This window comes from Alkalibacterium iburiense (assembly GCF_039521845.1).
GTDB classification, from domain to species: Bacteria; Bacillota; Bacilli; order Lactobacillales; family Carnobacteriaceae_A; genus Alkalibacterium; species Alkalibacterium iburiense.
Genome location: NZ_BAAACW010000164.1, coordinates 33,716 through 54,494, shown reverse-complemented (window position 1 = coordinate 54,494; position 20,779 = coordinate 33,716). Strand labels below are relative to the sequence as shown.

The 20,779-nt window shown below is 39.4% G+C and carries 17 protein-coding genes; 9 read left to right on the top strand and 8 right to left on the bottom strand.

All coding sequences use genetic code 11. From position 1 onward, the window contains the following. From ABDZ53_RS12225 to ABDZ53_RS12210, 4 genes are all read right to left on the bottom strand, one after another. On the bottom strand, nt 1-2,459 hold a 2,459-nt coding region (locus ABDZ53_RS12225; protein ID WP_343756914.1), incomplete at its 3' end, for a heavy metal translocating P-type ATPase. Continuing rightward, nucleotides 2,460-2,900, bottom strand: a complete 441-nt coding sequence (locus ABDZ53_RS12220) for a CopY/TcrY family copper transport repressor (RefSeq protein ID WP_343756912.1) — start codon at nt 2,898-2,900, stop codon at nt 2,460-2,462. Nucleotides 2,901-3,090: 190 nt separating this feature from the next. Further along, nucleotides 3,091-3,795: a cysteate racemase gene (gene cuyB, locus ABDZ53_RS12215; RefSeq protein WP_343756910.1), complete on the bottom strand. Its 705-nt coding sequence runs from the start codon at nt 3,793-3,795 to the stop codon at nt 3,091-3,093. A gap of 30 nt (nt 3,796-3,825) precedes the next feature. After that, a complete protein-coding gene (locus tag ABDZ53_RS12210) occupies nt 3,826-5,172 on the bottom strand; it encodes a Sapep family Mn(2+)-dependent dipeptidase (RefSeq protein ID WP_343756908.1) in 1,347 nt (448 codons plus the stop codon). A 252-nt stretch (nt 5,173-5,424) separates the two neighbouring features. Between ABDZ53_RS12210 and ABDZ53_RS12205 the strand changes: the two genes are divergently transcribed. The 8 genes from ABDZ53_RS12205 to ABDZ53_RS12170 all read left to right on the top strand — a co-directional run bounded on the left by ABDZ53_RS12205 (nt 5,425) and on the right by ABDZ53_RS12170 (nt 14,465). Further along, nucleotides 5,425-6,822 carry an MATE family efflux transporter gene (locus ABDZ53_RS12205; protein WP_343756906.1) on the top strand — a complete coding sequence of 466 codons (1,398 nt, stop codon included), beginning with the start codon at nt 5,425-5,427 and terminating at the stop codon, nt 6,820-6,822. Between the two features lie 210 nt (nt 6,823-7,032). Continuing rightward, nucleotides 7,033-8,409 carry an MATE family efflux transporter gene (locus ABDZ53_RS12200; RefSeq protein ID WP_343756904.1) on the top strand — a complete coding sequence of 459 codons (1,377 nt, stop codon included), beginning with the start codon at nt 7,033-7,035 and terminating at the stop codon, nt 8,407-8,409. A 563-nt stretch (nt 8,410-8,972) separates the two neighbouring features. Beyond that, nucleotides 8,973-9,350 carry a GntR family transcriptional regulator gene (locus ABDZ53_RS12195; RefSeq protein ID WP_343756902.1) on the top strand — a complete coding sequence of 126 codons (378 nt, stop codon included), beginning with the start codon at nt 8,973-8,975 and terminating at the stop codon, nt 9,348-9,350. Further along, nucleotides 9,351-10,040 (top strand): ABC transporter ATP-binding protein, encoded by a 690-nt coding sequence (locus ABDZ53_RS12190; RefSeq protein WP_343756900.1) that lies wholly within the window; start codon nt 9,351-9,353, stop codon nt 10,038-10,040. Further along, nucleotides 10,037-10,885 (top strand): hypothetical protein, encoded by an 849-nt coding sequence (locus tag ABDZ53_RS12185; protein ID WP_343756898.1) that lies wholly within the window; start codon nt 10,037-10,039, stop codon nt 10,883-10,885. The genes ABDZ53_RS12190 and ABDZ53_RS12185 overlap by 4 nt, the downstream gene beginning before the upstream one ends. Nucleotides 10,886-10,899: 14 nt before the next feature. After that, nucleotides 10,900-12,147, top strand: a complete 1,248-nt coding sequence (locus ABDZ53_RS12180) for a hypothetical protein (protein ID WP_343756896.1) — start codon at nt 10,900-10,902, stop codon at nt 12,145-12,147. A 244-nt stretch (nt 12,148-12,391) separates the two neighbouring features. Next, the gene (gene proB / locus ABDZ53_RS12175; RefSeq protein WP_343756894.1) at nt 12,392-13,204 is read left to right on the top strand and encodes a glutamate 5-kinase; all 813 of its coding nucleotides are present in this window, start codon (nt 12,392-12,394) and stop codon (nt 13,202-13,204) included. 16 nt (nt 13,205-13,220) lie between these two features. After that, complete coding sequence (locus ABDZ53_RS12170; protein ID WP_343756892.1) at nt 13,221-14,465, top strand: glutamate-5-semialdehyde dehydrogenase; 1,245 nt, start codon at nt 13,221-13,223, stop codon at nt 14,463-14,465. A 63-nt stretch (nt 14,466-14,528) separates the two neighbouring features. On the opposite strand, the gene ABDZ53_RS12165 is transcribed toward ABDZ53_RS12170, so the two are convergent. From ABDZ53_RS12165 to ABDZ53_RS12150, 4 genes are all read right to left on the bottom strand, one after another. Then, nucleotides 14,529-15,920, bottom strand: a complete 1,392-nt coding sequence (locus tag ABDZ53_RS12165; protein ID WP_343756890.1) for an L-cystine transporter — start codon at nt 15,918-15,920, stop codon at nt 14,529-14,531. A 245-nt stretch (nt 15,921-16,165) separates the two neighbouring features. Further along, nucleotides 16,166-17,176: a tryptophan--tRNA ligase gene (trpS, locus tag ABDZ53_RS12160; RefSeq protein ID WP_343756889.1), complete on the bottom strand. Its 1,011-nt coding sequence runs from the start codon at nt 17,174-17,176 to the stop codon at nt 16,166-16,168. A 66-nt stretch (nt 17,177-17,242) separates the two neighbouring features. Further along, nucleotides 17,243-18,940, bottom strand: coding sequence for a hypothetical protein (locus ABDZ53_RS12155; RefSeq protein WP_343756887.1), 1,698 nt, complete (start codon nt 18,938-18,940; stop codon nt 17,243-17,245). Continuing rightward, a complete protein-coding gene (locus tag ABDZ53_RS12150) occupies nt 18,930-19,721 on the bottom strand; it encodes an ABC transporter ATP-binding protein (RefSeq protein ID WP_343756943.1) in 792 nt (263 codons plus the stop codon). Before ABDZ53_RS12150 ends, ABDZ53_RS12155 begins: the two co-directional genes overlap by 11 nt. A 124-nt stretch (nt 19,722-19,845) precedes the next feature. Between ABDZ53_RS12150 and ABDZ53_RS12145 the strand changes: the two genes are divergently transcribed. Next, nucleotides 19,846-20,775, top strand: coding sequence for a CPBP family intramembrane glutamic endopeptidase (locus ABDZ53_RS12145; protein WP_343756885.1), 930 nt, complete (start codon nt 19,846-19,848; stop codon nt 20,773-20,775). Nucleotides 20,776-20,779 lie beyond the last annotated feature (4 nt).

Below are 20,779 nucleotides of genomic sequence, written 5' to 3'. Positions count from 1 at the left end.
GTTGGTTTGAACTTTTTCAACCTCAATGCATTCAGCAAAACAGACACTGAACTGAAGCTCATAGCAACAGCTGCGAACACAGGACTCAATAAAGGTCCTCCTAGTAAATATAACAGCCCCATCGCTATCGGAATCCCTACAATATTATAGGCAAAAGCCCAGAATAGATTTTGCTTAATGTTTTTCAGTGTGTCTTCACTTAACTCTATGGCCGTCAGCACTTCTTTCACATCATCACGCATCAAAACAACATCTGCGGATTCTACGGCGACATCCGTGCCCGAGCCAATGGCTATTCCAATGTCTGCTTGAGCCAAGGCAGGCGCATCATTAATGCCGTCTCCAACCATGGCCACTTTCATGCCTTCACTCTGAAGCTTTTTCACTTCATTGGCTTTATCTTCAGGTAAAACATCACTTAAAACGCGGTCAATGCCAGCCAGTTTAGCTACAGCATGAGCTGTTCGTGTGTTGTCTCCTGTAATCATGGCTACTTCAATTCCCCGCTCTTGTAAGGCTCGAATGGTTTCCACACTGTTTTCTTTGAGTGTGTCTGCCACTGCAATTAAACCTTGGCCCACTCCATCAATGGATAAATACATCGGGGTCTTTCCTTCATCCGCTAAACGATTGGCTTCTTCTTCTAAGTGGGTAATCTCAATCGCTTGTTCGGTCATCAGTTTCTTATTCCCAAAGAAGATGACGTTCTGATCCACTTCCGCTTTCAATCCTTGGCCAGGAATGGCTTCAAAGTGAGCGGCTTCTCCTAAAGTGAGTGAACGGTCTTCTGCCTCTTTAACGATTGCTTCTCCTAAAGGATGCTCGCTTCCTTTTTCGGCAGTTGCCGCCAGATATAAGATAGATGTTTCGTCAAATTGGGCTGTTTCGCTTAGTACAATATCTGTGACTACTGGTTTCCCTTCCGTTAAGGTACCTGTCTTATCAAAGACAACAGTATCTACATTATGAATGGTTTCTAAAGCTTCTCCACTTTTAATTAAAACACCGTGTTCAGCCCCTTTGCCTGTTCCTACCATGATAGCGGTTGGTGTGGCTAGTCCTAACGCACACGGACAGGCGATAACTAAAACAGAAATAAGAATAGTCAATGAGAAGATGAACCCTTCTCCGATAATCAACCAGACTAGTCCTGAAATAACAGCTAAAGCAATGACAATGGGAACGAAATAACCTGTAATGATATCTGCCAGTTTAGCAATAGGTGCTTTCGATCCTTGTGCTTCTTCTACTAACTGAATAATTTGCGAAAGAGTCGTATCTTTTCCTACTTTTGTAGCACGGTAATCAATTGAACCGTTTTTGTTCATGCTTGCTCCTATGACGGCATCGCCCTTCATCTTTTCAACCGGCATACTCTCTCCAGTCAGCATCGATTCGTCTACGGCCGTCCGTCCACTTATAATTGTACCATCAACAGGCATTTTTTCTCCAGGCCGGACTCTTATAATATCTCCTGGCGCGACTTCTTCGATAGCCACTTCTTCTTCCACCCCATCATGCACCACTCGAGCCGTTTTCGGGGCTAAATCCATCAATTTCTGTATGGCTTCTGACATTCTTCCTTTTGAACGTTCTTCTAAATATTTTCCGAGTGTATGAAAAGCCAAAATGACTCCAGCTGTTTCGTAGTATAACATCATAGCTAAGTCTGCCCCCTGGAATACAATCCCAAATGTGGCGACTAAACTATAAAGGAAAGCCGCAGAAACACCTAATGATATGAGTGAGTTCATGTTAGGGTGTCCTTTAAACAAAGTTTTGAAGCCTTGTTCAAAATAGGATTTGCCTGACCACACAATCGGAATCGTTAAAGCTAACTGTAATAAAGAGAATAAGGCCGGGCTTTCCATATGGTCAAATAAAGCAGGCATGGGTAAGCTTATCATCGGACCCATGGATACATACATTAAAGGAAGTGTAAAGATAGCAGATAAAATCGTTCGCTTTCTTAAAACCTCTTCTTTTGACTCTTTTTCTGTTTCTTCTACTGTAGACGTCTCCCTTTGTTCTTCCTGCTCAAGGTGGGCCTGATACCCTGCTTTAGAAACAGCATCGGCAATATCTCGGACAGATAAGGTCAAAGGATTATAAGTGACCGTCAGTTTTTCTGTTGCTAAGTTAACTGAGGCCTTCTCCATCCCGTCCATTTTCCCAGCCGTCTTTTCCACTGTCGCTGAACAGGAAGCACAGGTCATTCCTTCCACATCAAATGAACGCGTCACTAATTGAGGCATAACAACCGTATACCCGCTGGCATCAATTTCTTGGGCTAGACTATCCGCATCAAATTGTGTTTCATCAATCTTCAGATTTAATTTGTCTGCGGCCAAATTGACGGAGGCTTCAACGACTCCAGATACTTTTTTGGCTGTTCTCTCCACATTGGATGCACAGGCCGCACAGGTCATGCCTTCGATTGCATATGATTTTGTATTCACTTATTTTCCTCCTTCATGTCTGCAGTCACATTGGCCCGGTGTACAATTACAAGCAACCACTTCCGGGGCCGTTTTTTTCTTTTCTTCTATTAATTGTTCTAATGATGCTAGATCATCTTGACTTAACACACTGTTTTCTAACATCACTTCAATGGTTTGACCTACTTTAGTCGAGCACACTTGCTCAAGTAAGGCATCCGTCGTTTCTTTTATGCTCTGTTTTTCTGTAACAGCTGGTGAGTACTCATACTTCCGCCCTTTTGTTTGAGTTGTCAGCATGCCTTTTTTAACTAAGCGTCCAATTAAGGTCTTTGTTGTAGGAAGTTTCCAATTTGTTTTCTCCTGTAATATATTATATATTTCTGTACTGGTTATAGGGTGAGTCGTCCAAACGACTCGCATAATTTCCCATTCTGCTGGTGAAATCTGGTTTTCCTTCATGTGCTAACCTCCTTTGTTTACGAATGTAATCGTATCGGTTATTTATAGTTTACACTCGTAAACGATTGAAGTCAAGGGCCCAGTTAAAGAAAAATAATAAAAGTTTCTATTGTATCCACTCGATTAAACTATTTCTATGAGTGGACACTATAATAAAAAAACTGAGCTAGAGACACTCAGTCTTCTTAGCTCAGTTCGTTTCTTTTACTAATACTTCAGCAGCGACTTTCATAGGGTCAATGAATGGAACAGATATATCTTCAGACTTTAAGGCCAGTTCAATTTCTGTACAGCCCCCTATAATCAGTTCACATTGCTTTTCTTTGATTAGATAATTTGCTGCTTCTTTTAACAGTTGTTTGGTGCCGCTGACTTCTCCGCCCCGCTTGATTCCTTCTTCTCCATATATAGCTTCCATGACTTTGTTTTCTTGGATACTTTTATTTGGATGAAGGATCTCTACTCCTTTTAGTGCTTTTTGGAAAAGCTGCATTTCCTGTGTAGCTGTTGTAGATAAAACGCCTATCTTCTTCTCGTGGGGATAGGTGTCTTTAATATAATCATTAAGGCCTTTAAGAACATGATAGATAGGAATAGAGACAGCTTGACTCAAGTCTTCATAAAAATAATGGGCTGTGATACAGGGCATGACTATAACGGTAGCTCCTGCTTTTTCCAAACGGTTAGCTGTCTTGATCATTTCCTCTAAGGGGGAAGGACCTCCGTAAAGTATCGCTTGGGTGCGGTCTGGTATCTTTGGGTTACTATCAATAAGCACGCGATGGTGATCTTGATCTTTGGAGACAGGAGTAGCTTTGATTAGTTTCATGTAAAGACTAGCCGTTGCTTCTGGCCCCATTCCTCCAAGAATACCGATAACTTTTTCATCTTCCATATGAATCCCTCCGCTTAATTTATAATCTGTCTATGCTGTACAGCATAGCTGGTAAATAGTTTCTGCGTATATAGATAGAGCTTTGTAAAAATTATCTACAGTCATACATTCATTTTCTTGATGGGCAGTGCTTCTCACTTCTGGAAAACGTGCCCCGAATGCGACAAAATGAGGCATGGCTCGAGCAAAAGATACACCACCAGATGTGTTCGGTACGGTTGTATCCCCTGTTTTCTCTCTATAGATAGACCATAGAGTTTGAACAAGGTCACTTTCTACAGGTATATGATGGGATGGAAGATAGTCTATGATTTGATAATCCATACCATACAGCGCACCCACCGTTTTCAATTTTTCTTCTATCTCTTCTTTATCATAGGAAACAGGGATGCGTATATCTAATACAAGTTCAGATGAGGTATCGGTGATTTCTAATTTCCCGACATTTAATGTCAACTCGCCTGATCTGTCTTTTATTACTTTTCCGAATAACGACTCTCCGTTTGTCTCGAGTCCTATTTTTTCAGCTATTAACGATATGACTGGGTGAGGTTGAACACTCACGAGTCCTTTAGCTAAAATAGCAATCGCATTTTTTCCTTCATGAGCCACACTGGAATGAGCTGTTTTTCCATGGACTATAATTTTTTCTCCCTCAACCTTATAAGGGATGCGCATATTCTGAAAGACAGCAGTCAGTTCCTTGATGTTTCCAGACGTATATTCTGCATAATCAGGAACAACATTGGGTGACTGGCCACATTTTACACGCATTTTAGCTGCACCAGGGCCAGTCATTCTTACCTGTAGCAAGCCTTTTTCTGCATAAGTCAAAGGAAAGCTGCCATCCGGAACAAAACCAAAATTAGGGAGGGTTTCGTGTTTTTTATACATACGCATACAACGCCATAACGTTTCTTCATCTGTTCCGAATATGAATCGGATTTTTCTATTAAATGTTTCACCTGCATCCATGACTGACTTTAGGGCGTATAAGGCAGCTATAGTGGGACCTTTATCATCCTGCACGCCTCGACCGTATAAAACCCCTTTGCGTTCGGTTAATTCAAATGGGTCGGACTGCCATTTGTCACGGTCACCTTCTGGTACAACGTCTAAATGACACAAAACCCCTACGGTTTCACTTCCTTGGCCATACTCGGCAAAACCATAGTATCCTTCTGGATCATAAAAGGTATCCATTCCTAATTTATCACATATCTGTAGGGTCTCTTTTAAGGCTTTGTCAATTTCTTTTCCAAAGGGAGGAAAAGCCAATTCGTTATTTTGAGTTGTATTAATTGATGGAATAGCTATTAATCTTTTTAGAGAGTGGATACTCTCTTCTTTAATGGTCTCTGTTATAAAATCTTTCATCATAGCCACCTATTCTTTTTCTCTGTCTTTCTTTTCCGTTTAGTTTCTTCTTTAGATACGTTACTAGACTCAAAAAAAATGTCAAGAGAATTAATTGTAAAATGAGTGTAAATTCCCTTGTGTTTTCTAAATAGAGGTCTATAATAGTCTGGTATCATACTCATTTATTCGTTCTATACGATTATTTTAAATACTTAACGATGCATACATCTATACTCTATTGAATGTAGAGCTGATTCCAGGAGGATACTTATGAAAAAAGATATGACACACGGAAGCCCAACTAAATTGATTCTTGCTTTTACTATTCCTTTATTAATTGGAAATATATTCCAGCAATTTTATAATATGGCAGACGCTTTTATTGTCAGTCAGACGATTGGAGTGACGGCTTTTTCAGCTATCGGTTCCACCCTTAGTCTTCAAATGCTCATTCTTGGACTAGCCATTGGGGTAACAGCTGGTTTAGCAGTGGTTACGGCCCAGCGGTTTGGTAGAAATGATGAAAAAGCGCTTAGAAAGAGTTTAGCTACAGGATTAATTATCAGCGTCATTATTGCTGTTGCTTTAACCTTTCTAACGACTACCTTTACTCATGAAATTTTAACACTGATGCAGACGCCTGAAGAAACCTATCAGTACGCCTATGACTATATCAATATTTTATTCAAAGGACTCGGGGCCGTTGTTCTTTTTAATTACTTAGCCAACATTCTACGTGCTTTAGGGGACAGTAAAACGCCTCTATACTTTTTGATCGTGACGTCTATTCTAAATATTGTTTTAGATTATGTCTTTATTCTCCTTTTTGATATGGGAATAGCTGGTGCTGGATTAGCAACGATTACGTCGCAAATCACTTCCAGTGTCTTATGTCTTCTCTATATATGGAAGAAAGTTCCTTTTATACGCATCTATAAAGAAGACTGGGCGTTAAATACAGAGGAATTTAAAGAACATCTGCGTATCGGTCTTCCTTACGGGTTTCAATCTTCTATTATAGCCATTGGATCCATCGCCATTACCATTACGCTCAATCGTCTAGGCGCAGACGCTATTGCTGCTTATACAGCCTCCCAAAAGATTGAATCCTTTGCGATGATGCCCTTACACTCTTTCGGTGTGGCGATGTCTACTTATGCCGCGCAAAACTATGGAGCGCGTAAATTTAACCGTATATGGTTTGGAGTCAATCAGGCTCTCAAGATGAGTGTCACATACAGTATTATTATTGGCCTTGTCTTTATCTTATGGGGAAGACAGTTTACCACTCTGTTTGTCGGTACCAATGCGTCACCTGATGTGATGCAGATGATTCAACAGTACTTTTTAACGAACTCTTCTTTATATGCTGTCTTATCTGTATTGTTTATTATTCGTTTTACCCTCCAAGGTCTTGGAAACAGTTTAGCGCCAACCGTAGCTGGAATTGGAGAATTACTTGCACGTATATTAGGAGCTGTATTCCTTTCAGCCCATTTCGGATTTTTAGGAGCGGTTGTCTCTAACCCACTGGCTTGGATAGCGGCAGTTATTCCACTTGTCTGGACCTATCGTGCAACGAAACGTGACCTATCTGGTCGATTAGAAGTGACGAATGAAGAGGAAGTCGTTCCTCGACTAAAAGCTTCAACACTTAGAGGAAAATAAGACAGAAAGAGCGCATTTCGCGCTCTTTTTTATTTGTTTCACTATGTAAACGACACCATTTCTAAAGTTCACAACACTGTCATATTTTTATAGATTTAAGGGTTGCATTATTTCAGAATGAGCCTATACTAGTTCAAAGGCTCAACAATGAAAACCAATGAAAACAACAATTTAAAAGCTATTTTTGAAAATCAACAGGAGGAAATTGACATGAATAAAGATATGACCAAAGGCAGCCCTTTAAAATTAATCGTATTATTTACCCTTCCTTTAGTATTAGGAAACTTATTACAGCAATTATATCAAATGGCAGACACGTACATTATCAGTCAGACTATCGGAGTCGAAGCTTTTGCAGCAGTTGGGTCCACAAACAGCATTAATGTTCTCGTATTAGGTTTAGCTATTGGATTAACATCTGGCTTGTCTGTGATCACTGCGCAGCGCTTTGGTAAAAAAGATGAAAAAGGCATTCGTGAAAATTTAGCTGCCAGTGTCATTATCGCTGGAATCGCTAGTATTGTCTTATCCGTTTTAGCCGTCACTTTTACTCGCCCTATTTTAGAATTTATGAACACACCCGTGGAGTTATTCGATTATGCGTTTCGTTATTTAAGAATCTCCTTCTTAGGTATGTCAGCCGTAGTTCTATTTAACTTAATCTCGAACTTACTAAGAGCCATTGGTAACACCCGCGCACCGCTTGTTTTCTTAGCTATTGCATCTGTTTTAAACGTCGTACTGGATTTAGTGTTTATCCTTGTCTTTAATATGGGAGTAGCGGGGGCTTCTTTAGCCACAGTTATCGCTCAGTTCGTCTCAGCTATTATCGGGTTAATCTATATTAAACGAAATGTTCCCATGTTCCGCATCTATAAGGAAGACTGGAGTGCTGGATGGAAGCAAATTAAAGAACATGCTAGCATTGCTTTCCCGATGGGCTTCCAAACCTCCATTATCGCTATCGGTATGATTGCTGTTTCAATGACTTTAAATACATTAGGTCCTGAAGCAGTAGCAGCTACAACGGCAGCTCAAAAAATCGATTCTCTAGCCACTAAGCCATTAATGGCTGTGGGGGTCACTATGGCCACGTATACAGCTCAAAACTACGGTGCAGGTAAATTGGATCGCGTTTGGGAAGGCGTCAGCAAAATATTGAAAGTCTCTCTCCTTTACAGTACGGTTGTAGGTCTTATCCTTGTTGTATTTGGTCGTCAACTTGCCATGTTATTTGTCGGTGCAGAAAATCCTGAAATCTTAGAAATGTCCCGTCTATACTTTATGACAAACTCATCTTTATATGTATTCTTGGCTACACTTATCGTACACCGCTATACTTTACAAGGTTTGGGCAAAAGTACAGCCCCTACCCTTGCTGGTCTGTTTGAATTAGTCGCTCGAGTCGGTGCCGTTCTATTACTGTCCCATTCAATGGGGTTCGTCGGTGTCGGTTTGGCTAATCCACTTGCTTGGGTTGCCGCACTGATTCCTCTCCTCGGCTCTTACTACAGCTTGAAACGTCAGTTAACGACTGGTCAGAAACATGGAAAAATTTACACTAAATTAGCTAATACTTTTAGATAAATAATACATGCTCTCTTTAGACTGTTACCTAACAGCTTAAAGAGAGCTTTTTTATAAAGGTGCCATCAGGGGTTACACTGACGATGTCCTCTAATTTAATAGGATAGTGAATGAACAAAGTGTCGAACTTATATTGTTTCTAACTTTATTCGACCAGAGAAAGGTCTTTACTTAGGACGAGGTCTTATAAACTGCTTTTATACGACCAGACTGTCAATTTATTAATTGACGAAGTAGAATAAAGAAAGTGCATAAAGGCTTGGATTCATTAATCAAGGTGCACACTTCATTTTTATTTTCTTTAATGTGATAGAGTTGAATTCTAATACCAAGTTTTTCTAAATACTCTTCTTTTTATAGGTATAAATGGTTGAAATTTACCCGCACGTTCATACGCTTGAATGACTCACTTAACAAAAGATTGAAATAAAGAGTTGACTTCCAAAGTGTACCATGTATATAATACACCTGACAGATGTATTATGTGATTCATACAGTTTTTTGCTCATAGTGTACTAATAACTTAATACAGATTGTACCTTAAACAGAAAGGACTGACTCTTTTGAATGTTACCTTCAATAAAAGAGACCCTATTTATTTGCAAGTGATGCATTACTTCAAGCGTCTCATTGTATCGGGTGAGTTAAAACCTGGTGAAGAAATGCCGTCCCGCAGACAACTCGCAAATCAGTTGAAAATAAATCCGAATACCGTTCAACGGGCATTCAGTGAAATGGAGGAACAACAATTGCTTTATACAGAACCGAATAAGCCCAGCAAAATAACCGAAGACCCGAATGTCCTACGACAACTCAAGAAAGAATGGTTGAACCAAGCGATTAGTCAATTTGTTTCCGCTATTGATCCCGTTGATATATCGTTAGATGATTTGCTTGCTTTAATAGAAGAGGAAATTTCCACAAGAAAGAAGGATAAGTAAATGATTGAAGTCAAAGATATATACAAAAGTTTCGGTAGAAAAAAAGTATTGAATGGCGTTTCCTTCACAGCTGAAAAGGGAGAAATTACTTGCTTAGTCGGGGTCAACGGTGTCGGTAAGACGACCATACTCAATGCTATTATGAAATTAACCCCTATAAAAAAGGGTAACATCTTAATAGATGGTGAACAGCTGACTCATAAGTCCTACAACAAAATCACTTTTATACCAGACGCAGCCATCATGCTGCCCCATATGACTGTGCAGGAAGCCATGGATTTTATGAGTGACTATTATGATGTATGGAATGCTAAGCGCGCAAAAGACATTGTTCGTTTCTTTCGCTTGAATCCGCAAGATAAAATTTCGGAATTATCCAAAGGGAACCAGGCAAAAGTGAATTTACTCATGGGGCTGGCTCTTGATGTCGAATATATTTTAATGGATGAGCCCTTCTCTGGTATTGATATCTTTACTCGCGAACAAATAACTGATGTCTTCAGCAGCGATTTAGTTGAAAACCGTGGCGTACTCATTACTACTCATGAAATTCATGACATTGAGCACTTAATAGACAAAGTCGTCCTGCTCGATAATGGAGTGGTCTATAAGGAATTCAATGCTGAACACATGCGAGAAACAGAAGGCAAGTCCGTAGTCGATGTTATGAGGGAGGTATATAACGGATGAATAAATCATTAAAATCATTTGTACATTTAACATCTTTTGAATTAAATCGCTTATTTAAATTTCTTTTGACTTTGATAGGAGTAACAGTTATTTCGAATTTGGTTGGTTTTATACTCTTACCTATGCAGTATACAAACCGCATTAATCAGTTTGTTGTGCAGGAAAACAGCTCTACTCAGCAAGCTCTTGAGCAGTTTGATTATTTTTCCTTTGACAGAGTGACTCACTCCTTTTGGGTTATTGGTCCTGTCGCACTAGGGATTATTGCATTTCTTTTTTATTCCTTTTTTATCTGGTATAGAGAATGGTTCGGAAAAAATACTTTTGCCTACCGACTGCTCATGCTTCCTATTTCAAGAATACACATTTACTTTTCAAAACTCCTTATTATATTTGTCGGTATTTTCAGTCTTGTATCTATTCAACTGATTTCTTTATACATTGGGTATCAGATAGGTCAAGCTATCGTTCCGACTGAATTTTTACAAGCAACTACTTTCATACAAATGCTTTATTCACAAGTCACTTTCCACTATGTTTTACCTATCGAATCAGGGATGTTCTTCTATGCTATCGGAATAGGAGTGGTCTTCTTACTTGTCTTATTTACAATGATTTTAATGGAGAGAAGCTTTTCAATAAAAGGAGTTGTCATGGGAATGGCTTATGGTTTAATTGCCTTGATTATCACTCTTGCCCCATTTGCTTTAGGGAATATTCTGAATAATCGATATATTCTTTATGATTCAGAGTTAGCCATTTTGGTGAGTATTCTTTTGCTCATGATTGGTGTCGTCTCTATTGTAGTCAGCCGTTACTTATTAAACCATAAGGTAACCATATAGAAAGGAATGGCAATATGAATAAACAATCTAAATTATTTGGGTTCTTAACTTTCATTTTATTAAGTTTTTTAGGATTCGGATTTTATCAAACCTATGCAGGCGACGGTCGAACCGATGTTGCTATTATCACTGACGAAGGAGATATCAGTCATTTTGATCATGTCGAATTTATTGGGAATGTGTACTCTACTAGTACATACAGGAACCTTAATACATTTATTCACTCCAGTGGTCATATGCGTTCACTAAGTGATCTTTCCTTTCTGAAACAAATGGACTTTGAGTATAACGCTACAGCAAATCGTGTAGTGGAAAATCATCGGTCCTTTATGAGAGGAAAAAGCCGTAATTCTGCTCTACTTACTGAAACCGATGAGCATCTTATTTATACTGGAATGGCACACGACGTTGATTGGACTCAATATGATGCAAATAACTTAACCGTTGCTGTATTAGATAAGGAATCAGAAGAAGAAAAAGAATTTGAAGTTGACTTAAACAACCAGACCGGAGAAACACATTCTGTCAACGTCGTCACATCTTACGTTAATTATCCTGAGCTAACCATTATTACCAGTGAGCATATATCTGGCGATTATATGGATAATTATTTTGTCTATACATTTAATATTGAGGAACCTGTAGAGACTTTAGAACCCATTTTAAATTTGACAGCTGAATTAGATGCTTCTGAATCTATTCTAAATATATCCTCGTCAGCCTCCGATACTGGTCGCTATATCCCTATCTATATGAGAGACCAACCAGATCTAGAGTATTATGACGGTGGATATACGGAAACAGAAATCCCTTCTGGAGAGCATTATGTTTATGACATCCAGACAAATGAAGTGATTGATATTCCTGCTTTCGAAGACAGCCAGACAATTGTCTTAGCAGAAGAAGACACCGTTTATGTAGGTAAAAATCTAGGTGATACTATAGAGATACATGAAATGCATATTGAAACTCAGGAACTTGATAGAATTGGCTCATTGGAAATGGCTACGCCAAGAATCGGAAGAGGCGATTTATATCATCATGATCCAAATTCTACCAATCTCCACATAATTGACGGCAAACTATATGCTTATGAAAATGATTATTCAAATGAAGTAAGTCGTCCTTTGTTTCAAGTAATAGATTTAGAAACCCAAGAGACCTTATTTACTGGGTTTATAGATGTCAAAGATTCACAAGACGTTCGTAATTATGAATTATTGCTTAATAATTATAGTATTATGAATTATCAGAACGAATAATAGTGGAAACAGTTTTAAAAGAGAGTATCAATGCTCTCCTTTAGAACTGTTTTTCTTCCTAACGAATCCCATCCGTTTATAAGTTTATGCGTACATGTTCCAGCAGGCAACTTATAGATACTATTGAAACATGCGTAGTCACTGCTTAAATTTTTGATAAATAAATGAGAAACGATTGATATGGAGTTAAGTGCAATGAGTTGCTATACTGTATGAAGAACAATAGAAAGTATGGGGTAAGACGATGAATAATCTACGTGAACAAATAAAAAAGAGTAAGCGAATAGTGGTTAAAGTTGGGACCAGTACACTTATGTACTCCAATGGAGCGATTAATTTACAGCAGATGGAGAAACTCTCCTTTGTGCTCAGTGACTTGAGAAATAGTGGCAAGGAAGTGATTCTAGTCTCTTCTGGAGCTATCGGCGTGGGATTGGCTCGACTGAATCTGACCAAACGGCCTGTTACGATTCCTGAGCAGCAAGCCATCGCAGCGGTAGGGCAGACTGAGCTCATGAGTTTATACAGTCAGTTCTTCTATCACTACGGCCACCAAATAGGGCAAGTATTGCTGACCAAAGATGTCGTAGATTTCCCTGTTAGCAGACAAAACACAATCAATACGTTTGAACAGTTATTAGCAAAAAAAATCATTCCAATCGTTAATGAAAATGATACGGTATCCGTTGAGGAACTTGACCATCTGACCCGTTTTGGTGATAATGATACCTTGTCGGCTATCGTTCTTGAATTGACGCAGGCAGACTTGCTTATCATGCTTTCAGATATCGACGGTTTTTATGATAAAAACCCATCGACACACCCAGATGCCAAACGCTTCGATACCATACATGCCATCTCAGAAGAGACTTTATCTCTAGCTGGCGATTCTAGTACACGATTTGGAACAGGTGGCATGATTACGAAATTGCATGCAGCTCAAATTGTACTTGAAGCGAACAAAAGTATGGTCCTAGCTGATGGATCAGATGTGACGGTTCTTTTCCGCATACTCGAAGGAAAAGAAGAAGGCACATTATTTACGAAGGACGTTTAAAGAAAGGAGTAGGCTATTGAAAAATTTAATTGAATTAGGACAAGCAGCCAAACAAGTCGAACGCTTATTAGCCCAGGCATCGACACAAGATAAAAACAACGTGTTGTTAGAAATGGCAGAAAGTCTATTACAGGATAAACAGACCATTCTTGACGCCAATACAAAAGATACTGACACAGCTAAAGAGGCAGGTATAACAGAAACTTTACTTGATAGACTCACATTATCAGAAGAACGCATAGAATCTATGGCGAATGGTTTAAAGGATATGGTGCAGTTACCTGACCCTATTGGCTTAGTAGACAGTATGTGGACCAATGAAGCCGGTCTGAAGATTGGAAAGCAGACGGTGCCTTTAGGTGTGGTCGGCATTATTTATGAAGCGAGACCGAATGTCACGTCAGACGCGGCCGGTCTTTGCTTTAAGTCCGGAAATGCGGTTATTCTAAGAGGTGGAAAAGAAGCTTTCCATTCCAATTTAGCCATCGTCAATAGTCTGCGCCGGGCATTGAAAAAGTGTGATATGCCAGAAGCAGCTATTCAGTTAGTGGAAGATACGTCGAGGGAATCATCGCATGAAATGATGCGCCTGAACAGATATATAGATGTGCTGATACCTAGAGGAGGAGCTGGCTTAATTCAAGCTGTTGTCGAAAACGCAACGGTTCCGATTATTGAGACAGGCACCGGAAATTGTCACGTCTATATTGACAAAACAGCCGACAGAGAGATGGCAAAAGACATTATCGTCAATGCCAAAACAAGTCGCCCTTCCGTCTGTAATGCAGTTGAGACCTTATTAGTGCATGAAAGTATGGCGGAGAGTATCTTGCCGCTTATCGAAAAAGAACTCACTGCTTGGGATGTGGAATTGCGAGCCGATGAAAAAGCATCCCAGTTTTTAGAGAAGGCTGTACCTGCGACTGAGCTGGATTGGGAAACAGAATATTTGGATTATATTCTAGCTGTTAAAGTAGTCTCTTCTCTTGATGAAGCCATCAGCCACATCAATCAGTACAGTACAGGCCATTCTGAGTCTATCGTGACGAATGACTACCAATCAAGCCAGCGATTTCATAAGGAAGTCGATTCGGCTGCTGTCTATGTTAATGCGTCGACTCGCTATACTGACGGTTTTGAATTCGGTTTTGGGGCAGAGATTGGTATCAGCACTCAAAAACTTCATGCGCGAGGACCTATGGGGTTAGAAGAATTAACATCATCCAAGTACATCATTTTCGGGAACGGACAAATTCGCTAATAAAACTAAATAACTAAAAAAGCTGATTCCAATTATAAGACTGGAATCAGCTTTTAATTTTGCTTACATTTCCGTTTGGACTGTAGCTGTATCTTCGTTAAAGACTGTCTCATCAAAAGATTTAATTCTTCTTGAAGATAAAACACCGGCTAAAATACTGTCATTAACGTTTAACATGGTGCGTCCCATATCAATAATCGGTTCAACAGATATAACTAAGCCAACGATTGTCACCGGAAGTCCTAATGTACCCAGTACGATTAAAGCCGCAAATGTTGCGCCTCCACCGACACCAGCTACACCAAAAGAACTGATGACAACAATTAAAACAATCGTTAAAATGACCATAGGATCAAAGATGTCCATACCCATTGTTGGAGCAACTATAGCTGCCAACATAGCTGGGTAAATTCCCGCACAGCCGTTTTGTCCGATAGACAAGCCGAATGTGCCTGAGAAGTTCGCAGAGGCATCATCGACTCCCAGTGCTTTTCTTTGAGTTTCTATATTCATTGGTAAGGCTCCCGCACTTGAACGACTAGAAAAGGCAAAACTGAGTACTGGCCAAGTTTTTTTCAGATACTGGATCGGACTCAATTTGGCTGCTGCTATAATCGCTAAATGAATGAGAAACATAGTGATAAGTGCCGCATAAGAGGCAATCATAAATACTCCCAAGTTAATTAGTGCTTGGATACTGCTTGTGGCAAGGGTCCGTGTCATTAATGCAAAGATACCAAAAGGCGCTAAGCGAAGAACCAATGTCACAATACGCATAACAATCGCATAAATACTGCTGATAATTTTTTCGAAGAATTCTCCATTTTCCGGATCTTTACGTCTGACTCCTAAATAAGACACACCCACAAAGACTGAGAAGATAACCACGGCAATAACACTTGTATCGCGTGTGTTAGCTAAGTCTGCAAAGAAATTAGCCGGAATAAAGTTAATGATTTGCTGCGGCAATGTGATATCCGCTACCTGCTGCTGAGTTTGTTGAATTTGTTCAATACGAGCTGTTTCAGCTGCTCCTTGAACAAATTGAGCGCCATCCAAGTTGAATACCATGACACTGACGATTCCTACAAGGGCTGCTATGGCAGTGGTTCCCAGTAATGTCGTCAATACTGTCGAACTGATTTTACCTAGATTGGTCGTGCCTTCAATTTTAGTAAAGGCCCGCACGATTGAAACAAACACCAGTGGCATAATAAGCATTTGTAAAAAGCGAATGTAACCTGTTCCCACAATCGATATCCAATCAATGGATGTCTGGGTGACAGCTCCATCTGCTCCAAATAAAAGTTGTATCACTGCTCCGAATACAACCCCAGCGCCTAGTCCAGCAAAAACACGTTTAGAGAAGGCCACGTATTTTTTCTGCATGGTCCATAATCCAAAGATTACGGCAACAAAGACGGTTAATACTAATAGAATACTTAACGTTTCCATTAATCTTCCTCCTAATATAATGTATGGAAGTGTCAAAAGATTAAAGGTCTTAGATGAGTTTTTCCAGAACCCATCCTAAAATAAATTTTTAGTGACCTATCTATTATATAAAGTATGACAATAAATGCAACTCTTATTTTTAGTAAGTTCTATTTTTTCTTCATAGACGTATATTCCGATAAAAAAAGTCATCTTCCTAAATATGAAAAAAGGAAAATGACTTAATCTATGTGATTATTTACGATTTAATAATAGTTGATTCCCATCGCTTGTTTCACTTCAGACAAGGTTTGAGCAGCAACAGCTTCCGCTTTTTCACTGCCTTCTTTCAGCATCGCCAAAACGGCTCCTTTGTCTTGAGCATAGTACTCTCTTCGTTCACGAATCGGTTGCAGTTTGGCTTGAAGGACGTCGTTTAAGTAGCGTTTTAATTTAACGTCACCTAACCCGCCGCGCTGGTAATGGTCTTTCAATTCCTGAACTTTAGCTTTATCATCATCAAACACATCTAAATAAGTAAAGACAACATTGCCCTCTACCTGTCCCGGATCTTCCACACGAATGTGGTTTGGATCGGTATACATGCTCATGACTTTCTTTTGAATGTCATCCGCACTGTCTGACAAATAAATTCCATTGTTTAAAGATTTACTCATTTTTCCTTTCCCATCAATGCCCACTAAACGCCCTTGACCTTGAGGAGGCAGCATAATAGAGGGTTCGACTAAAACCTCTTCTCCATAGATTCGGTTAAAATCTCTTGCAACCTCACGCGTCTGTTCAACCATTGGTTTCTGGTCATCCCCAACCGGTACATGGGTAGCTTTAAAGGCAGTAATGTCTGCAGCCTGACTGACGGGATACACAAAGAATCCTGCTGGAACACTTTCATTGAAGCCTTTTTGCTGAATTTCTGCTTTTACTGTCGGGTTGCGCTGCAATCTGGATACCGTTACTAAGTTTAACAAATAAACGGTTAGTTCAGGCAGTTGTGGAATTTGAGACTGAATGAAGAGTGTCGTCTTCTCAGGATCCAGTCCAACCGCCAAATAATCCAAAGCGACTTCCATGACGCTTTCTTTTACTTTTTGCGGATTATCTGCATTATCTGTCAAAGCCTGCTGGTCAGCAATCATGACAAACATGTTTGTATTTTCATCTTCTTGCAATGCTACACGTGTTTTTAATGAGCCGACATAATGACCTAAATGTAATTTCCCAGAAGGTCTGTCGCCTGTTAGTATGACTCTTTCCATTTTTTTATCTCCTTCAAGATGATCTCATTGCTTTCATTGTATCTTACTTATTCCTGAAAAAAAAGGTTAACTGGCTACCGTATTTGTCTTTTTTGCTCGTTTCGGATGAGAGGTGAACCCTCTGTTCATCCACCAGAAGTTCAGTGCTACTAATAGAACCAGTAGAACCCCTATTGTAAACGGATAAAGCGATTGGATTAAAATCAGTCCACCGGCTATAACAAAAACGGGCACAAAGAAAATCAAGGTCGCCATACATCCCATATTGGCCTCTGATGCCCCATATTTTCTTGAAAATGGAAGGGTTACAGCAGTCCGCTGGGTTTCAAAATACATCAGGAGCATCATGAATAATAGACCATTGACATGGTGCCAAATATAAGTGGGGCCTGTTGAGAAAGCAACGGCTACACTAATAGCTACATAGACCGGTATAAGGATTTTAATCAGTATCACCTTAGTCACAGCTCTCAAAAAGGGCGGACGCACGCGAACGGGACTTAAGTGAAATACCCACCTTCCTTTATACTGGGTAGAAAACTGGATAGATACCGCGAGCATAGGAACAAGCATGACAGAAAAATAGGGAAGAATACCTAATAAAAAAGTGTTACTGTCCCTGTCGCCGCTCAATTCTTGAAATAAAATCACCGCAGGAAAAACAAGGGCACTTGCCAAGGAAGGATAGATCCGCGTTTTAAATTCTCTCTCTTCTTTGGTTATTTGCCACGAAAAATGAAAATACGCTTTTTCAATGGAATCAAAACACAAGAGTTTGGCAAACGCCTTTTCAATGAGCGATCGGGTCGACTCTTTAGCCTGAGAGCTATTCATTTTCTGCAGGTTTTGTTCTATTTTATTGTTTTGAGTGTAATACAATACTCCAATAACAATGGTTCCTATAACAAGAAGAAGGGTATATACACCATACACCACTGAAAATCCTTCTTGTAACAGGCCGAAAGGAGCTACGAACCACATGGGAAATAAAACGATATGGCCGAGCTGCAGATTCATTTCTACTAAGAGCGTTTCAGGATCAATGACTTCAAATAACTGACCCATAATGTAATAACCAAACACAATCCCTATAGAGAGAATAATCTGGCTGTAAGCAATAATATTTTTAAGCCGTTCTCCATCGAATTTTCTTAAAACAGTCGCATACATAACAATCGTTAGCCCCAGACTCCAAAGAGAGGCTAAGAACGTTAAGAGTAATAAAAGGATACCTGCCAGAAATCCATTAAAGTAAAAGGTGAATAAAATAATCGGTAAGCCGATAGCTAGAGTAAACGACACTAAATAAATGCCGATATGCGTCGCTTTAGCGGCGCCAATGGTTTGACTGGATACAGGCTTTGTCCCAATTAAAACGGAATCCTTCACATCTAGTAAAATAGTTGAAAAGTTCGCTAGCATAGTGGAAAAGATCATTATAAAGACGAAACTAAAATAAGTCGTATATTGGAAAACCCAGTTATCATACACAAACAATAGTATAAAAAAACTACTAAGTAAGGTATAAACCCAAAGAGAGCTAAAAAACTGGTTTTTCTCTTTTCCTTCTTCTTGATCTGAGCTGCCTGTCCCTTGAATTACAGCTTCTCTTCTACTGTCTACAGTCATTTTCATCTTTAATATCGCACGCATTTGAGGGTAATCTACACCTAAAGAAGAATAAATAGGTTTTAAAGCATCTGTTATCCTTAAATAGAATGGGGTCTTCGCTTCAGTATTGGAGCCAAAGGTATTACGCATCATCGGCTCGTTCCCCCTTCATGCCTTTTATAAATTGATCCGCCAGAGAAGCATGTTCATCAAAGCCTGTCAGGGTATTAAAGAGCTGCTCCAAGGTGCCTTCTGCTTCTTCTTTCAGCTCTTCAAAGGGACCATTCGCTACCACTTCTCCGTTATGTAAGATTAATATACGGTCACTCAGTCTTTGTACCATATCCATCACATGAGAAGAATAAAAGATTGTTTTTCCGGCATCTCTCAATTGAATGAGCACTTCTCTAATCACCTGCACACTGTTGGCATCCAAGCCACTCAAGGGTTCATCCCAGAATAATATATCCGGGTCATGCAGCAGACTAGATATAATCAGGACTTTCTGACGCATGCCTTTAGAAAAGGAAGACAGGCGTGTGTTAAACGCTTCTTTAATGCCCAAAGCTTCCATCATAGTCAGGCTTTTATTCATAATCTCTTCTTCTGTCATTCCATAAAGTTCTCCAACAAAAAGAAGGTACTCTTTAGCTGTTAGCGTATCATATAACTCTGCATTTTCAGGCACATACCCAATGCGTGCTTTATAAGAGACATTCTGAGTGTTTAAAGGCTGATTAAACAGACGGATCTCTCCTTCATCTTTTTCAATCATACCTAACAGTATTTTGACAGTCGTGCTTTTCCCTGCACCATTCGGACCAATATACCCAATGATTTCTCCAGGCATGACTGAAAAAGAGACGCCTTTCAATACTTCTTTTTCTCCAAAACTTTTACGTACATGAGATAATTCTAAAATAGGTTCCACCATACATCCTACTTTCAGCATTTTCTCATAGTTTATCACAAAAATGCCCCCTGTTCTTAATTATCTAGCGTTGTTACCTGAACTATGCTAATCTAAGCTTAACATCTTATGAAAGAAGTGGATTTCAATGTATCAACCCACGTTCAAAGAAGCTTCCATATGGGCTATTTTATGGCGTTCAGCTTTAGCTTTATTAGGCGTAACACTCTTTGCCGGCCTGTTGATGGGCTTATTTAACTTCCAGTTTCTAGCGTTCATCAGTATTTTGACTGATGGATTATTGTACTTTGCTTTTTATAAAATCACTCTGAGGCAAATGGAGAGACAATCCCTCAGTACAGAAGCTTTATCTGAACCCGGACCTAAAAATAAAAAAGCCATCCTCTCTATTTTTGGAATCACACTTTTACTGGCACTCATGGCTTTTACATTTATTCAGTTTATCTTAACTTCAGTTTCTTTTATTCCTCCATTATTTGATATCGTCATGCCATACGTTATGGATGTGTCTTTTGCGGAAGTAGAGATTTCCTATATCTATATTTTTGTTACAGCAGTTATCTTTGCTCCTCTAGTGGAAGAAGTGGTGTTTAGAGGTTACTTAATGAATAAATGGGTGGACAAATACGGATTAAATAAAGGCATATGGTTTAGTTCTCTTATATTTATGATAGTTCATTTCCAGTCTTTATTTATTCCTCAATTACTATTAGGTTTGTTCTGTGCCATTATCTATGCAAAATATAATAATCTGTTTTACCCCATCATAGCTCATGCACTGTATAATTTATTTGTTATTCTTCCCGCTATGCTGACACCGGAGCCGAATGCTATGGATCTTCATTTTGAGATGATGACTCTCTCGAATTTAGTGGATGAACGCCCTGTTGAGTATTTGGTGATTTCTGCGGTGTTTATCATCTGCTTAATGGTGTTTTTCTTCATAGGGAGACGAATCATGCTCTCTATTAAAGGAACGAACAGTCCCTACACCGAAAATTTGAGAGCAGAAACGACTCGTACAGCCCATGATGATTTCGACCATATTGAATTCTAAAAAA

Excerpts from the sequence above, each read along its gene's own strand:
- ABDZ53_RS12205 (WP_343756906.1), top strand. The coding sequence starts at position 5,425 with ATGAAAAAAGATATGACACACGGAAGCCCAACTAAATTGATTCTTGCT.
- ABDZ53_RS12180 (WP_343756896.1), top strand. The coding sequence starts at position 10,900 with ATGAATAAACAATCTAAATTATTTGGGTTCTTAACTTTCATTTTATTA.
- ABDZ53_RS12210 (WP_343756908.1), bottom strand. The coding sequence starts at position 5,172 with ATGAAAGATTTTATAACAGAGACCATTAAAGAAGAGAGTATCCACTCT.
- ABDZ53_RS12185 (WP_343756898.1), top strand. The coding sequence starts at position 10,037 with ATGAATAAATCATTAAAATCATTTGTACATTTAACATCTTTTGAATTA.
- cuyB (WP_343756910.1), bottom strand. The coding sequence starts at position 3,795 with ATGGAAGATGAAAAAGTTATCGGTATTCTTGGAGGAATGGGGCCAGAA.
- ABDZ53_RS12220 (WP_343756912.1), bottom strand. The coding sequence starts at position 2,900 with ATGAAGGAAAACCAGATTTCACCAGCAGAATGGGAAATTATGCGAGTC.
- proB (WP_343756894.1), top strand. The coding sequence starts at position 12,392 with ATGAATAATCTACGTGAACAAATAAAAAAGAGTAAGCGAATAGTGGTT.
- ABDZ53_RS12165 (WP_343756890.1), bottom strand. The coding sequence starts at position 15,920 with ATGGAAACGTTAAGTATTCTATTAGTATTAACCGTCTTTGTTGCCGTA.
- trpS (WP_343756889.1), bottom strand. The coding sequence starts at position 17,176 with ATGGAAAGAGTCATACTAACAGGCGACAGACCTTCTGGGAAATTACAT.
- ABDZ53_RS12155 (WP_343756887.1), bottom strand. The coding sequence starts at position 18,940 with ATGATGCGTAATACCTTTGGCTCCAATACTGAAGCGAAGACCCCATTC.
- ABDZ53_RS12200 (WP_343756904.1), top strand. The coding sequence starts at position 7,033 with ATGAATAAAGATATGACCAAAGGCAGCCCTTTAAAATTAATCGTATTA.
- ABDZ53_RS12145 (WP_343756885.1), top strand. The coding sequence starts at position 19,846 with ATGTATCAACCCACGTTCAAAGAAGCTTCCATATGGGCTATTTTATGG.
- ABDZ53_RS12150 (WP_343756943.1), bottom strand. The coding sequence starts at position 19,721 with ATGGTGGAACCTATTTTAGAATTATCTCATGTACGTAAAAGTTTTGGA.
- ABDZ53_RS12190 (WP_343756900.1), top strand. The coding sequence starts at position 9,351 with ATGATTGAAGTCAAAGATATATACAAAAGTTTCGGTAGAAAAAAAGTA.